This is a genomic window from Bacillus sp. FJAT-14266, assembly GCF_001719225.1.
Taxonomy (GTDB): Bacteria; Bacillota; Bacilli; order Bacillales; family Bacillaceae; genus Bacillus; species Bacillus subtilis.
On record NZ_CP017072.1, the window covers coordinates 3,718,669 to 3,734,193 of the forward strand.

At 36.5% G+C, this 15,525-nt stretch carries 16 protein-coding genes; 5 read left to right on the forward strand and 11 right to left on the reverse strand.

Features of this window, described 5'->3' with window-relative positions; genetic code table 11:
• Window positions 1-100: 100 nt before the first annotated feature.
• From BGM23_RS19255 to BGM23_RS19265, 3 genes are read right to left on the reverse strand one after another with little or no spacing between them, the layout of a single operon-like run.
• Window positions 101-1,177, reverse strand: coding sequence for a sensor histidine kinase (locus BGM23_RS19255; RefSeq protein WP_029725815.1), 1,077 nt, complete (start codon window positions 1,175-1,177; stop codon window positions 101-103).
• On the reverse strand, window positions 1,174-1,860 hold the full coding sequence (locus BGM23_RS19260) for a response regulator transcription factor (protein WP_029317368.1): 687 nt from the start codon (window positions 1,858-1,860) through the stop codon (window positions 1,174-1,176). The genes BGM23_RS19255 and BGM23_RS19260 overlap by 4 nt, the downstream gene beginning before the upstream one ends.
• Entirely contained in the window at window positions 1,835-2,440 is a 606-nt protein-coding gene (locus BGM23_RS19265; protein ID WP_029317369.1) for a class I SAM-dependent methyltransferase, read from the reverse strand. Before BGM23_RS19265 ends, BGM23_RS19260 begins: the two co-directional genes overlap by 26 nt.
• Before the next feature lie 224 nt (window positions 2,441-2,664).
• Here BGM23_RS19265 and BGM23_RS19270 point away from each other — a divergent pair, with 224 nt between their 5' ends.
• Entirely contained in the window at window positions 2,665-3,324 is a 660-nt protein-coding gene (locus BGM23_RS19270) for a hypothetical protein (RefSeq protein ID WP_029725814.1), read from the forward strand.
• Between the two features lie 346 nt (window positions 3,325-3,670).
• Here the strand turns inward: BGM23_RS19270 and BGM23_RS19275 are convergent, their stop codons facing one another.
• The 4 genes from BGM23_RS19275 to BGM23_RS19290 form a co-directional block, all read right to left on the reverse strand.
• A complete protein-coding gene (locus BGM23_RS19275; protein ID WP_019712427.1) occupies window positions 3,671-4,264 on the reverse strand; it encodes a YdeI/OmpD-associated family protein in 594 nt (197 codons plus the stop codon).
• A 236-nt stretch (window positions 4,265-4,500) separates the two neighbouring features.
• Window positions 4,501-4,875 (reverse strand): hypothetical protein, encoded by a 375-nt coding sequence (locus BGM23_RS19280; protein WP_015715290.1) that lies wholly within the window; start codon window positions 4,873-4,875, stop codon window positions 4,501-4,503.
• Window positions 4,876-5,105: 230 nt separating this feature from the next.
• Window positions 5,106-6,398: an MFS transporter gene (locus tag BGM23_RS19285; RefSeq protein WP_026009831.1), complete on the reverse strand. Its 1,293-nt coding sequence runs from the start codon at window positions 6,396-6,398 to the stop codon at window positions 5,106-5,108.
• 109 nt (window positions 6,399-6,507) lie between these two features.
• On the reverse strand, window positions 6,508-7,896 hold the full coding sequence (locus tag BGM23_RS19290; protein ID WP_019712425.1) for an aminotransferase-like domain-containing protein: 1,389 nt from the start codon (window positions 7,894-7,896) through the stop codon (window positions 6,508-6,510).
• Window positions 7,897-8,121: 225 nt separating this feature from the next.
• On the opposite strand from BGM23_RS19290, the gene BGM23_RS19295 reads away from it, so the two are divergent.
• Window positions 8,122-9,000 carry an AraC family transcriptional regulator gene (locus BGM23_RS19295; protein ID WP_019712424.1) on the forward strand — a complete coding sequence of 293 codons (879 nt, stop codon included), beginning with the start codon at window positions 8,122-8,124 and terminating at the stop codon, window positions 8,998-9,000.
• 122 nt (window positions 9,001-9,122) lie between these two features.
• On the opposite strand, the gene BGM23_RS19300 is transcribed toward BGM23_RS19295, so the two are convergent.
• Entirely contained in the window at window positions 9,123-10,082 is a 960-nt protein-coding gene (locus BGM23_RS19300) for a DMT family transporter (RefSeq protein WP_015252746.1), read from the reverse strand.
• A 112-nt stretch (window positions 10,083-10,194) separates the two neighbouring features.
• Here BGM23_RS19300 and BGM23_RS19305 point away from each other — a divergent pair, with 112 nt between their 5' ends.
• The 3 genes from BGM23_RS19305 to BGM23_RS19320 all read left to right on the forward strand — a co-directional run bounded on the left by BGM23_RS19305 (window position 10,195) and on the right by BGM23_RS19320 (window position 13,218).
• A complete protein-coding gene (locus BGM23_RS19305; protein ID WP_015252747.1) occupies window positions 10,195-11,070 on the forward strand; it encodes an AraC family transcriptional regulator in 876 nt (291 codons plus the stop codon).
• A 230-nt stretch (window positions 11,071-11,300) separates the two neighbouring features.
• Entirely contained in the window at window positions 11,301-12,185 is an 885-nt protein-coding gene (locus BGM23_RS19310; RefSeq protein WP_015252748.1) for a DMT family transporter, read from the forward strand.
• 571 nt (window positions 12,186-12,756) lie between these two features.
• On the forward strand, window positions 12,757-13,218 hold the full coding sequence (locus tag BGM23_RS19320; protein WP_029725811.1) for a CarD family transcriptional regulator: 462 nt from the start codon (window positions 12,757-12,759) through the stop codon (window positions 13,216-13,218).
• Between the two features lie 674 nt (window positions 13,219-13,892).
• On the opposite strand, the gene cspC is transcribed toward BGM23_RS19320, so the two are convergent.
• The 3 genes from cspC to BGM23_RS19335 all read right to left on the reverse strand — a co-directional run bounded on the left by cspC (window position 13,893) and on the right by BGM23_RS19335 (window position 15,484).
• A complete protein-coding gene (gene cspC, locus BGM23_RS19325) occupies window positions 13,893-14,093 on the reverse strand; it encodes a cold shock protein CspC (RefSeq protein WP_003234247.1) in 201 nt (66 codons plus the stop codon).
• Between the two features lie 262 nt (window positions 14,094-14,355).
• Window positions 14,356-14,949 carry a type 1 glutamine amidotransferase family protein gene (locus tag BGM23_RS19330; protein ID WP_003234249.1) on the reverse strand — a complete coding sequence of 198 codons (594 nt, stop codon included), beginning with the start codon at window positions 14,947-14,949 and terminating at the stop codon, window positions 14,356-14,358.
• A 349-nt stretch (window positions 14,950-15,298) separates the two neighbouring features.
• Window positions 15,299-15,484: a hypothetical protein gene (locus BGM23_RS19335; RefSeq protein WP_009966647.1), complete on the reverse strand. Its 186-nt coding sequence runs from the start codon at window positions 15,482-15,484 to the stop codon at window positions 15,299-15,301.
• Window positions 15,485-15,525: the final 41 nt, after the last annotated feature.

Genomic DNA, 15,525 nt, shown 5'->3' on the forward strand with positions numbered 1-15,525 from the left:
GATAAGCAATAAGAATGAAGAAACTCTCCGTAAAATTCTTAAGGTTTCTTAAGTTTTATTCTAAAGAAAAAAGCTTATGGAAACTTTCCTCCATAAGCTTTTATATACACAATGGGTGTTCGACAATAAAGCTCATCCAGCCCTCTCTATAATCCGCATGGATATTACCATTATGAAGCTCAACAATTCTTTTTGAAATGGCTAGCCCAAGGCCGCTTCCTCGTTGATCTGTTCTTGCCTTATCACCCCTGAAAAACCGTTCAAACAATTTGTCTATATTGTCAGCCGGAAAACCCTCAACTTGATTAGAAATTTTCAAAAGTGCTTTGTCACCAATGATCTCAAGGCTTATGAATAATTCAGATGGTTTCCTGCTGTATTTTATCGCATTCATAAAGAGATTATCATAAACGCGAACCATCTTTTCTATATCCATTACAACAGGTACATTGTCTTCTGCAATTGATTTTTGAACACTTAGTCGTTCCTTTTCAAAAATGGGAATGTATTCTCCTATTATTTGTTCCAATAAACCTGACAAATCAGCTTCTTTACAGGTTAACTTAACGTCCGGGCTCGATAAATGCGTATACTCAAACAGTTCATCAATCAGGTATTTCAGTCTTTGCGATTTCGAATCAATCGTTTGAAGATATTCCTGAAATTGCGCTTTACTGTCGTATTGCCCTTTTTTTAATAAATCCAAATATCCGATAATTGATGTTAATGGTGTTCTTAAATCATGGGATACATTTGAAATCAGTTCACTTTTCGACCTTTCTAACTGTCTTTCGTGTTCAAACTTTTTTTCTAACTCTTTGGACATATCATTAATGTTTTGTGCAAGCCGGGTCAATTCATCCCTACTTTCAATCCTGATGGTCAAGCCTAATTTTCCATTAGCAATATGATGAACACTCTCAGTAATAAGCTTCAAATATAATATTTTTTTCCGTGCCATGATAAAAAAAACTGCAATAAAAGTAAGAATAGCTGCCGAAAACTGAAGCAGTATCATAAAATAGCTGCTCCGGATGCTAAACTCTTTGAGATAATTCATCTTTTGTAGATAGACGTTCGATAATATAATGAGTGCCATCATACCCAATGAAACAAGAAAACTAATTGCAATCGCGCCAAGAAGCTTTGCAACCAGCTTATTTCCAAACTTTCTCATATTTTATATCCCGTTCCCCAAACAGTTTTGATGTAAATGGGATGTTTGGAATCCTCTTCTATTTTATCTCTGATTTTTGTAATGTGGACCATGACAGTGTTGTCCGACTTAAAAAAGTCTTCCTTCCATACTGCTTCATATATCTTCTCCACACTCAGAACCATTCCTTTGTTGATGCAAAGAAGTTCGAGTATATCAAATTCTTTTGGGGTCAGCCTCACTTCCCGGCCCCGCACCCATACTTGCCGTGTATCTGTATTTACGGTCAAGTCACCAATTTCAATGATGTTCTTCGTGCTGCTTGTATCAGTATTGTATTTTTTATATCTTCTTAACTGAGATTTAACCCTGGCGATTAATTCTAATGGGTTAAACGGTTTTGATAAATAATCATCGGCACCAGCGGCAAGTCCCTGAATTTTATCCATATCCTCCGATTTTGCAGAAAGCATGATAATAGGCAGATTTCGTTCTTGCCTAATCTTCATACATGCTTCAATTCCATCCATGTTGGGCATCATAATATCCAAAATCATGAGGTCAAATTCTTTTTGTCCCAGCAGGTTTAAAGCTTCGATTGCGTCTTTAGCCTTTTGAGTGTGCAGGCCTTCATTTTCTAAATAAACAGAGATGAGATTTCTAATGTCTTTGTCATCATCAACAATAAGAACGTTCGACTCCATATAATTCCTCCAAATCATTTTGCGGCATCGAGCAGCTAAAGACATAAGCCGGCGGTACATTTCTAAGCTCTCTTTTTACATCTATTTTGGTAAAAAACTGTTCAAAAAACGGTTTTTTCAACGTAGTGTATTGAAAAGTAATGAATTCACCATCTCTTTTTAAAATCTTTGCGGTATCTAATAAAATGTTGGCTGAAACAGTTTTTGGCAAGCTTGCAAAGGGAAGGCCAGAAATCACATAGTCTATATAAGGCATACCATAATCCTTTACATACTGGCTGCTATTTTCAGCAGATCCATTTACAATGAATACATTCTTTTCGTCTTTAAATGTCTCTTTCAATAGTAAATAAAATTCTTCATTTTGCTCCACTAATAAAATAGTCGTTTCAGGTCTTCTTTTTTCAAGCAGTTTTTTTGTGAATACACCCGTACCCGGCCCATATTCGACAATGTATGCAGCCTTCTTGAAATCAATTCCTTCCACCATTTTATCTCCAAGATACCTTGAACTAGGAAGGATCGCACCAACAGTTCTCGGATTCACTATATACTGAAATAAGAATAACAGGCGTTTCATATCTAATCTCTCCATTTGTTTTGCATTTATATCCCACTTTACATTCAAAACCTGAAGAAAAAGGGGCAAAATTTCTTAAGAATTCTTAAGTTTTCGCGATGTTATTCAAGATCGTTTCCTCTTCTTAAACAGTTTTCAATATCATCCTATCTATTCCATGGTAATATTTAGATACATAAACTTATATATGAAGCTGACCTGAGTTAATGGAGAGGAATGAAAGAATGAAGAAATGCAGAATGATATGTTATTGCAATACTGCCCTGCTGCTCATGATTTTGCTTGCTGGATGTACGGGCAGTAAGGATGAAGAAGCACAACAACCTTCAAATCAAGCTTCTGCTGTACAAACTGACGAAAAACACACTGAGACTGAAGACAGCACCAAAATACGCAAGGATGAAGCGGAGCCAATAACAGAATCAGAAGAATCCGCAACAAAAGCTGCAAATGATACCTCTTCAGCAGAGGAGAAAAGCAAAGAAGACAATGTATTGGCAGCATACTCTTCGGAAAAAATTGAATATGCCAGAGTTTGGCTTCAACTTGGACCTAATCAAGAGATAGATGAATTAAATGTTCGACATATTTCGGCTGGCGAGCTAATTAATCCTAATGATGATACAAGTGCCAGCTATCCAGAAGATGTAACCCAGTTAGCAGGTTCTCGTTTAGTGGATGGATCAGTCACTTATCATGGCAATGGGGATGGCACGATTCATGTATATAATGTGCCTTTACGATGGGATTCTGCTGATGATGTAGAAAAAGGCGTCATGAGGGAAGTGACTGAGAATATCATAAAAAACAGAAAAACAGTGTATGTTGATACAGGTGACAATGAAAAAATCAAGCGGCTCATTGATATCATGATGATTCATTAATCAGTATTCGTTTGTCTGCACCTGACTAGTAAACAATGGCTAATAAGGTATATTAATATAAAAACAAAGTTTGGAGTGTAGTAACTTGCTAAAAATCTTCCAGTTCTATTAGTTCTCCTAGGCATTCTAAATGTGATGAGCCGTACCATTGAGCTATTTCTAGGTGTTGCATTAATATTTTATAACGCTGTCTAGTGGCATACAATGTTAATCAAAAGAAGCATTTCAGCAGTAAGTGAATGTTGTCCTAAGAAAAAAACAAGCATCTTACTATGCTTGTTTTTCTTCTATAGAAAGTATCTTATTACGCTATGATGCTATTCCTTTAGCCTGAACCTTGGCGTGCCTAATCCTTTAATCCCTTTCCATCGAGAATTTTTTGCACATATTTTTCGACTCTCGATTCTCGGGTTTTGGATTGTTTGGCTTGAGAAAAATAAAGAGTGTATGCTCTTTGCCGTCCCGGGGTCAATGCTTCAAAAGCAGTTTTCAAGGCAGGGATTTCATCGAATTTATTTTGAAGTTCTTCAGGAATGTTCAATTCAATATTTTTGTTAACATCCACTTTCAAACCAGCTTTTTCAACTTCAATGGCTTCGTGAATATAGGCTTTCAAAATGTTTTCTAGCTCATTTATTTCCTGAACATTTGTAAACCGAATCTGGCGCGCCGCCTGTACATTCTCCGTTTGTTGAATGAGAATTCCATCGGTATCCTGTAATAAGGCGCCTTTGTGAAACAGAAGCGCACAATATTCTTTAAACCCATGTATTAAAACGACATTTTTATTATTGTATGTGTAACAAGGATGCATCCACTTAAAATCTTCAGTCAGCTCACAGTCAAGAATGATGGTTCTCAACTTCTCAAATTCTTCCTTCCACTTTTTCGCTTTACTTAAAAATTCATCAACCTTCGGATTCGTTCTGCTATTTGTCATGAAGGAATTCCTCTCTTTCCAAGCTTTTTACATTTACGTGAATTGACAATAATGAAGTCCAGTTTTATTTTTGACATCTCGGTATTTATTTTATTCTTCTATAGGTTCCTTCTCTTATTATTCAATAGATTAAGCTTAAAGTGGGGATGATGCAACAACAAAAAAAGAAGGCCCACAAGCCTTCTCTTCTTGTATAATTATTTCACTGACAATCTGAAAAAATAACAATTCGATTATTATATATCTTTTTTATTCTTGCCAATGCATAAGGTTACGGCAACACTAGCTATACTGACTAAAGTTCCTGCAATAGAAACTAGAATTGTCAAAAAGCCATTGGGAATAAGAAATCCAATTGGAATGAGCCCCAGAAAAGTGAAAACGATAAAACATTGGTATACACCAGATATTATTCTTACAACCAAATTGCCAAAAAAGGACATGACTAATGGAGGGATAAATAAAAATACAACGATTCCAATTGAGATCATCAAGATAATAGGTTCATCAAATGAGATGACATAATCTCCAGGCGACTCTTTAGCTGCCGCTAAAACAACAACGATAGACATCATTAGTGTAACAAAAACAAGAGAAAACCTTTTTAACAACGTGATGACTCCTTTACCTAAAGCGAGTAATCCTGCCTTTTTCAAATCCGATAACCATTTTATGTGATTCAATTAAAGAATATGCAGTGAGTGACACAGCTATAAGGAATCCTAGTCAAATCTTTATAATAGATTTAATGGAGCAACTATAGTTAGTTAGATTATTAGACGACGCAATAGACTTTATCTAACAATATAACAAATTAATGTAAATTAAACAATCCTATCCTTTATCGTCCCCTAAACCATACCACCACTGGAATGAGTAATAAGGACAACATCCCTCCAGCAAATGATAATGCTAGGTAACTTGAACCTGCCACAATCATTCCAGATAATGCTCCGCCAGCAGCCCCTGACAACGCAATCAGAACATCCACTGTCCCCTGCGTTTTAGCTCGTGTGGCAGTATCAGTTGAATCTACAATAAGGGCAGTCCCGCTTATCAAACCAAAATTCCACCCTAATCCCAGTAAAGAAAGAGCAATGACGAGAAGAACCATAGAATCTCCCGGAGCAAATGCTGCTATTACACCTGCCAAAAGCAACGTTGTTCCAGAGGAAATAGCCATTGCGGTACGTCCCAACCTATCTACAAGAACACCTGTAACCAGTGAAGGGAGATACATAGCACCTATATGAAAACCAATAACAAGCCCTACTGCCCCCAAGTCATGCCCATGATGTCTCATATGAACCGGTGTCATTGTCATAATAGCTACCATTACTATTTGGGTAAGAACCATAACCGTTGCCCCAACGATTATCCCTTTTTTGTTTTCTGTATGCTCAGTTGCCGCCAAATGTCCTTTATCACCAGGCTCTTCATTTGCCGCTTCTATTGTTCTTGCGATAACTAATGGATCTGGACGAAGCATAATGAAAAGGACCACACCTGCTAACATATATGCTGCTGCGGCTAAAATGAAAGGGCCAGCAAGTGATGGAACACCAATAGAAAGAGCGAAATCCCCCATCACATTCACTAAGCTTGGACCTGCCACTGCGCCAAATGTAGTAAAAACCATGGTTATACTAACAGCAGTCGCTCGCTGCTTATGATTTGCTAAGTCTGTACCAGCATAACGGGCCTGTAAATTAGTGGCTGTACCTGCACCGTAAATAAGCAACGAAATAAATAACAAGAAAATACTATTTATGATTGCTGCCATAATAACGCCTATTGCTCCAAGTCCGCCAATCATAAAGCCAGCCGAAAGACCTGTTCGACGGCCATAACGTTGAGAAAGTCTTCCAACAATTAATGCAGATCCTGCTGACCCTAAAGTAAATAACGCAGAAGGCAGACCAGCAAACGCATCAGTGCCAAGCATTTGCTGTGCAATAAGCGCACCGACAGTCACTCCTGCCGCCAGCCCCGCACCGCCAAAAATTTGTGAGATACTCACAACGAATAGTGTACGCTTGTATAACGATTTTTGTTTTTCTGGTGAACCGATGTAGCTTTGTAATGAAGCAGTTTGAACATCTATTGCTTTTACGCTGTCCTTGTCTAACATCATCTGACCTTCCTTTCTAAAAGCCAATTTTGTATAAACCTCCCTCTAGATGTGGATCATCATAACACGCACAAAAAAGCCATACAATGTCATAATTGTATGGCAAACAATATTAGGTAAGATCATCTAGCAAACGTCTCAGGATCATTAATCCTTGTTCAAGCTCTTCAAGTGTTTTTGGTGCACAGACAGAAACCCTTACAGCCCTTTCAGGACAACTATTTCCCACTACAAAGCGTTCAGCCGCATACACTTGCACGCCATGTCGAGCAGCCAATTCTTCAAATTCGGCACCAGACATTTTACCCGGTAACAACAACCAACGAAAAATGCCTGTTTCAACACCTAAACATGTATATCCCGCAACATATCGGTTTACGAGTTGATTTCTGCGAATGGTTTGTTCACGATGACTCTCAATTAAGACTTCAAATTGATTTGATACAATCGTGCGAGCAGTAAGTTCAGCTAATAGCGGGGAAACGGTTATATTTAAATTATAAAGCGCCTTCGATATTGGCTCCTTATATTGTCTCGGCACTGCTACATAAGCCAAACGCAGGCCTGGCGCTAACGATTTTGATAAACTTGCAATATGAATAACCTGTTGCGGTGCGAATGAGGCGAGTGCCGGAAGCGGATTTTTGTTGAGAAGATGGTACGATGCATCCTCAATAACAAATAGATTATATTTCTTTGCAATGTCTGCAACCATTCTTCGATTCTCAACAGACATAAAGGAAGTCGTCGGATTATGATAATCCGGGATTAAATACAAACCTTTAATATTTTCGTTTTTACACGCATATTCAAGTGACTCCGGACTCATTTCATCGTTTTCTGATTTTATCGGTACGATTTGCACACTAAGCAATGATGCAACAGTTTTTAATCCAGGGTACGTATGATGGTCAACACCGATGCGATCTCCAGGCTTACAAAGACTCGCCAATGTCGCAGCAATCGCATTTTGCCCTCCATTTGCAAATAAAATGTGATCCACGGATGTTTCAAATCCGCCTCTTTGGATGAGCTTTACAGCTGCATCTTTTTGCCAAAGGCTTTCGCCTGCCCGGCCGTAGCTAAACCATTTTTCATAATCCTCCTCCTGAATCATGTTTTTCAGTTGGTGTAACAAGGGCTCATATGAAGCGTGATCTGGAAGTATTGCTCCCATTTCAATTAAATGTGTCGGCTTTGTATCCTCAAGTAAATACGCATTCGACAACGCATCATACGATACAAATGTGCCGCTCCCTACAGTCGCACTCAGCAGCCCCTTTAACTCACACACTTTAAATGCTTTGGAAATCGTACTCACATTTAAATCTAAATAATCGGCCAATTCTCGCTGTGGAGGAAGTTTTGTTCCAGGTAATAAAACTCCGTTTAAAATATCCTGTTCCAATTGCCCTGCAAGTGCTTTATAAATAGGCTTTTCAGCTTTATCAATCGATGGCTTCCAGCTCATCGGATAATTTTCAAAAGAATTGATAGGCATGATACGCATCCTTTTTCACTCAATTATATGAATGTGCTGCTTATAAGACAATTATAACTTTCTTTATTGATGCCTTTTTATGAACAGCATGCTTCAATAAAACCTGTACAAATACAAGTGAATCACTTACTTTATTTCATATAAGTCATCCTGCAAAACTGTGCACAGAATGTCGGATAAATACATTTCACTCCTGTTATTCTTTGGTTAAAGGAGGCCAAATAAATGGATTTGCTTAAAAGTATGAATAGGGCGTTAAAGTATATTGAAGAAAACCTCACTAATGATATTGATTTTCAAGAGGCAGCAAAGCTTGCTTTCTGCTCTGAATATCATTTTAAAAGGATGTTTTCCTTCCTTGCAGGTATTTCATTATCGGAATATATTCGTCGCAGACGTCTTACTCTTGCAGCTTTTGAACTGAAAGACAGCAATGTAAAAGTGATTGATATTGCAATAAAGTACGGTTATAACTCACCAGATTCTTTTGCACGGGCATTCCAAAATTTACATGGCATAAACCCATCAAAAGCCAGACTTAATGGCCATTCCCTTAAAGCTTATCCACGAATGACCTTCCAGCTAACAATTAAAGGAGGAAATGAAATGAACTACCGTATTGAAGAAAAAGAGGCATTTCGCATCGTTGGCATTAAAAAAAGAGTTCCTATTATTTTCAAAGGAATTAATCCGGAAATTGCATCTATGTGGGAAAGTTTAGATGAAAAAGCAATAAATAAACTAAAAGAGCTTTCTAATGTAGCACTATCAGGACTCATTAGTGCATCCACCAATTTTTCTGAAGGTCGGACAGAGGAAAAAGGAGAGCTCGATCACTATATTGGCGCAGCCACAACGAAACAGTGTCCAGATAACTTCTCACGGCTTGAAGTTCCTGCCTCAACATGGGCTGTATTCGAATCAATCGGGCCATTTCCGGATACACTGCAAGAAGTATGGGGACGCATTTATTCCGAATGGTTTCCATCGTCAAATTACGAACAAATAGAAGGTCCAGAAATATTGTGGAACGAGCATAAGGATGTAACATCACCATCTTTTAAAAGCGAAATTTGGATACCAATTACAAAAAAGAAAAATTGAAGGTTCTTGAAGAAAAAATACCAAGGGCGTCAAAACCCTTGGTATTTTTGATATTGCCGAGAGGGCTCAAACTCCACCAGTGTTTTTCATTGCCGGACCGGTCATGTAAGCAAAAAAAGCCCCTATATATCCCGATTTGCATGATTCCTAATCTTTAATATCGATTTTTCACTCTCCATAGAAGGCTCTTTATGTAAAGCCAATATTAAAGTTATCCCTATAATACAAATAGCACCAATCCATTGAAAAGAACCAAATGGCGCTTTTAACCAAACGACAGTTGTTACAACAGCTGATAGAGGCTCTAGACTGCCTAGTAGGCTTGTTTCTTTTGGAGAGAGGCTTTCCAAGCTTTTTATGAAGAACCAGAACGCAATCATTGTTCCAAATAATATCACAAATAAAATATATGCATACGCCTCAGCAGTTAATCGTTGAAAATCCAGTTGCCATGGCGGATGGATAAAACCCAATGCAAAACCGCCAATAATCATAGCCCAACCTACAACGACAAGAGAATCAAATTTATTTAATAAACCAACGGCATACAAAGTATAAAAAGCTGCCGCGAATCCTGATAAAACTCCCCATACTACTGCAGCTGCCGGCACTGAAAGTTGAGACATTGAACCATTTGTTAACAAAAAAAAGCAACCCACTAAAGCAAGTACAACAGTAATGATATCTTGTTTGGTAAGAACCGTTTGTTTTCGCAAAAGCGTGTAGATAATGACGATTACTGGGGATAAATATTGCAATAATGTAGCAACGGCAGCATTCCCATGTTGAATGGATGCCATATATGTGTACTGCACAGCTAGCATTCCCAATAGGCCAAAAATAAGAAGCTGGCCAGCCGACGCTTTGTTTCTCCAAACCTCAATAACCTGAGACCGATCCTTTCTGAACAGTTGCAGCATTAAAAGTAACATTCCAGCCGTAAGCAAGCGTGTCGTTACAAGCCAATTGACATCAATTTGATATTCTTGAAAAAGTTTTTTGGCTACTGTGCCTCCAATCCCCCAACATGTCGCCCCTGTGATAACATAGAACAATCCCATTCTTCTATTGGAAGTATTCATACATGACTCCTCACTAATAAATATAATAATAGTGTTATAATAAATGCAAAACATGATAAAAAATACTCAAATTGAATGAAAAAATATAAATATATTGAGGTGTGAAGTCAGAATGAAGAATTTTGTGATCGATCAAAATTTAAAAGAATTAACAGAGCACCGAACGGTAGAATTGCCAGTTGCCTGCTACAAGACAACGATCAATCAAAATATAAATGGCTATATTCCGCTTCATTGGCATGATGAAATCCAATTTGTTTTGATACTAAAAGGGATAGCTCTCTTTCAAATAAATGAAGAAAAAATAGAGGTTCACGAAGGGGATGGATTATTTATCAATAGCGGCTGCCTGCACATGGCCGAAGAAAAGGAAGGCTCGGATTGTACGTATATTTGCTTGAATGTGTCACCCCATTTCGTTTTATCTCAGGAACTGTATTCAAGCTATGTTCAGCCCTATATGTTTTCAACCAATTTGCCCTATTTATTTTTGGCTGGAAATCAACAGTGGGCAAAAAATATTCTAGATGCTGTTAAAAAAATAAATCAATTGATTCAACAAAAGACATCGCTCTATGAGATTGACATTACGATGCAATTAACGTTAATGTGGAAAAACCTGGTCGTTAATGGTTTTCAATTAGAGTACGATCAATCTGAAATGATAAAAAGTCATCGAATGAAACAAATGTTAAACTGGATCCATCTCCATTATGCTGAAAAAATCACATTAGAGGACATTGCAAAAGCTGGCCAACTGAGCCGTTCTGAATGCTGCCGTTATTTTAAACGAATGCTGAATAAGACGCCATTACGTTATGTAATGGATTATAGAATTCAAAAAAGCTTATTATTACTGCAACACCCTGAATCCAATGTGACAGAAGTGTCTTATCAAGTTGGATTTAACAGTACCAGTTATTTCATAAGTAAATTTCAACAAGCGATGAATATGACGCCATTATCATACAAAAAAATGAATTCATAAAGTTTATTCTATTAATAAACGGAGTCCTCTTAAAATGTTTACGGCTTTAAAACCAACATTGTATAATGATAGTCATTCTTGAAAATCGAGGTGATCATAACATGTTTTTAGCTCCACTATTTGAAAATGATGTTCCAGTAGCACTTCTCCGCCCTTAATGGAGTAAAGTGACTACTTCTCTCCGTTAGGGCATTTATTGACCTAATTTTAAATACGGAGGGAACAAAAAAATGAAAAATACCCTGTTAGGCTCTATATATTTAGCTTTAGCCGCTAGTATCTGGGGTGGCATGTATGTTGTGGTTAAGGTTGTTGTCGCAGTAATTCCGCCTTTTGAATTGGTTTGGATCAGGTACGTCATCGCCATCCTTGCGCTTCTTATTGTTGGTTTGATAAGGAAACAATCTTGGAAAATTCATAAGCGCGACCTTTTATTAATTGTTGCCATTGGAATTGTTGGCAACACCATTTCAATTGTTACACAAGAATATGGAACGATGTTGTCTTCAGCACAAATGGGAGCAATTATTACGTCCTCCACACCAGCGTTCATGGTTATTTTTGCTCGTCTATTACTTAAAGAACCATTGAATATAAAAAAAGGAACTTCAATAATTTTAGCGACCACAGGCGTATTATTTATTGTTGGAAACGGACATATTGATACCTCTAATCAGCTTGGCGGTATTTCTCTGCTTGTTGCAGCCCTTACATGGGCACTGATGTCAGTGCTTATCAAACGCGTGCCAAACAGCTATTCGCCTATACTTGTTACCACGTATTCAACTTTTGTGGCCATTGTGGCACTAACTCCTTTTGTAAAACCTAGCACCATTTTTACATCACAACTGCTTGACCCTAAAATTCTAGGTGGTCTTTTGTATTTGGGAATTGTTTCAACCGCTTGTGCTTTTTTATTGTGGAACCGAGGCTTACAATTATTAAATGCCTCAAGTGGAGGCCTCTTTTTCTTTTTTCAGCCTCTGGTTGGAACCTTACTCGGATGGATTCTGCTTGGAGAACAAATAGGCGGGACATTTTGGATAGGTTCGTTTTTAATTCTGAGCGGTGTTTTATTAGTCATTAAAGAGAAAGAAAAAGAAGTGAATTCATAACAAAAAGAAAAGCAAACTATTTTATATAGTTTGCTTTTCAATTAACCTTGTTCTTTCCCCTTCACTTCTTTATGTTCTGGTCTTCATTTATAATCTCTCCTTTCTTTATTTTTCTTCTCACCTCAATACCCATTTGAAGGTTGTCAATTTCCCTGATAATAATGCCAATTTGGTGGCTAAATGTTTATCAACAAACCTTTTTCTGTTCGCAAGATAAGTGAAAATGCATCATTAAGTAAGTGGGCCGTTATCCATATCAAATCGGTAAAGAAATTAGAACTTAATCATGTGCTTTTATTATTTTTAGCTGACATTTCACAAATATCGTTCCTTCTTATTTCTACTCAAATCATTTCTGTGATGTCATTGAGCCAATGAAAAACTGATCACACGGATCAATTGACCTTTTCCTGATTGGAAATCCGACACGTTCCCTATTGTTTTTGCTTGATCTGTTTTTCCAAAAAAGTTATTGACATCAAAAATTCGATCATGTTATTATTAAAATTTTGATATTACACCTCCATATATGTTAATCTTAAGAAGGTTACCATATATGGAGGTGGATGATATGTTTCAAGTTGGCGATAACATTGTTTATCCAATGCACGGAGCAGGTATAATTGAAGCCATAGAAGAAAAAGAATTCTTAGAGGAAAAACAACAGTATTATGTCATAAGAATGTCAATCAGTAATATGACAGTTATGATTCCAACGCGTAAAATATTGAGTTCGAATATACGACCAGTTACCGATATACTTGCATTAAAACACATTATGCACATTTTTCAGCATGGAGAATCAGATAGGTTACTGCCATGGAAGCAAAGGTATAAAATAAACACGGACAAAATAAAAACGGGTGAAATACAAGAAGGCGCTGAAGTTGTACGTGATTTAATGCGTATGAAGAAAGAAAAAGCACTTAATGCAAGCGAAAAAAAAATGCTGGATAATGCATATGAATTTTTGATTAGTGAACTGGAAGTAATTAAAGGAATCACTGAAAAACAAATAAAAAGTTTTGGTTAGATACATCCCAAAAAATATTTCGGAATATTATGATGAAAAGCAAATCTTCTCCAACTTATGTTTAGAACATTAACGACCTCTTTTGTTATTCCTACATTCTAATCCATTTTTATTATTTACATTTCTTCTGCGAAGATTGAAGTTTTACCAAAAAACTCAATAAAATAGTCACTTTTTTAGTATCCTGATTCACACTGGCACGGACAAGGAGCCGTAAGGATGGAAGAGAGGTAGGGCTTTCATTGTTTTAGGTATCTCTAAGTGATTATTTCCAGGAGAAAAAAACAATCGATCTCCTCATTATTTTTAAGAATTTCTTATATCCACTGCCACATTGAATAATAATTGTTTATCTTCTTCTCATAAAAGAGATATGCGAGTTATAACATCTAGATGAAACCATTTTTATAATTCATTAATCTTACTTAAATTAACGAACAGGTTAGTGAAAAAAAGAGTTATATTTGAACAAAACATTAAATAATTTATATACATTCCGCATATTGTCAATCCAGTATGTTATACTGTAAACAAACCTTTGAAGTTTTAAATCTTTTTCTATACCTTGTAGCATCTCCCTACTCGAACGTTGAGTAGGGTTTTTTATTTAGTATGATATAGACATAAAAAAACAGGCCCTATATAAAGAGCCTGTTTGTATAAACGATTGAAGATTAAGCTTTTTGAACGTTAGCAGCTTGAGCTCCACGAGCACCTTGCTCAACGTCAAACGATACTTTTTGACCTTCGTCTAAAGATTTGAATCCGTCACTTTGGATTGCAGAAAAGTGTACGAATACATCGTCTCCATTTTCGCGTTCGATAAAACCAAAACCTTTTTCTGCATTAAACCATTTAACTGTACCTTGTTCCATTTTTGTTGCCTCCTAGTGTGTAACCACACAGTATATACTATCCTTGCCCAAAGTATCATCAAGACGAAAAGTCAATCTTCATACTATCCTTTACACCGAACAAAAATAATTCTTCTTTATTATATCAGGTATCGGAAATAACTGCAAATTAATATTGATGGCATTATTTGTTAAACTTGACCTCAAATCATCTTTCTTTGCTTTATTAGGAAATTCAACTCAATCGCAAAGCCCCCTATTCGGGAAAATCATTTCCAGCAAATTAATCAACAAATGGATTTCCATATTTATCACAAAAATGATAAAAACCATAACGATTCATATACATCATTTTCTCTATGTTCTCAGGAGTATCAAAATCAATCATCTCTAAAATTAAATTAGTAAATTCAATAGGGGCAGTTCCATTAGCAGTAACCAAATTTTTATCTCTTACTGCTTGTTTCTCTACAAAACTGCTAATCGGTTTATATTGTTTGTAATCTTTCCATAAGTAAACAAAATTACCTGTATGGCTATGATTATTCAGCAAACCATTCTTCGCCAAAAAATCCACTGCACCGCATATCGCTGCTATTGGAATGTTTTTTTGAAATGCAGTTTTTACAAAATGTAATAGTTTTTTATTGTCATTACTCCAGGAATCCCCGCCAATCATAACTAGCAAATTAAAATTTGCAGGTTCTAACCCTATTATGTAATCGACAGATGTTTTAAAACCACCTATTGAGCTTACAATAGGGTCTAAAGAAACAGTGTGAACCGACCAATCTTCTCTTTGATTTAATGCAGATGCTAAGTAAACACCTTCCCAATCTGCATACTGGTCTAATATAAGAAATAACGCCTTTTTCACAACTATATACCGCCTTAGATTATAAGTTTTTTATTATCCAACCTTTTCGATTTGTTACGAAGAAAAAATACTCTATCTTCCGTACCTGCCCTTCCCCAACAATTTGGGGTCAGGTGAGTGCGATAAAGAGGAGTGTTCATCACATCCCTGTAATCTTTGAGTAACGTTTCCTCTTGCAACATTCATACGATAATATTTCATCAGAAAGCATTAAATCTCCTGTTCATGAAAATAATCAACGACTTCAATTGATTATATAAGCTGTAATCTCCAATTTGTTTCATTTTTCAAGGAATAATAAAGAAGGATACTACATAAGTAACATCCTTCTTTCCCAACTTTATGACTTTTAATTTGCTTGCTGTGCTTGTTTTACTGATTCTTTGCTAAAAAGTCCAACAATATTCCACAACACAATTACAGAAGCTATTATTAAACGAGTAGTACTGACTTCTTGGTTAGTAAATAATTTATAACCATATATTGATCCCAATGCTACTATACAAAAAACATTGAACCATTTACTCCAACGCAATTAAAAAACTCCTTTTTAATTAATTACATCTCCATACAATC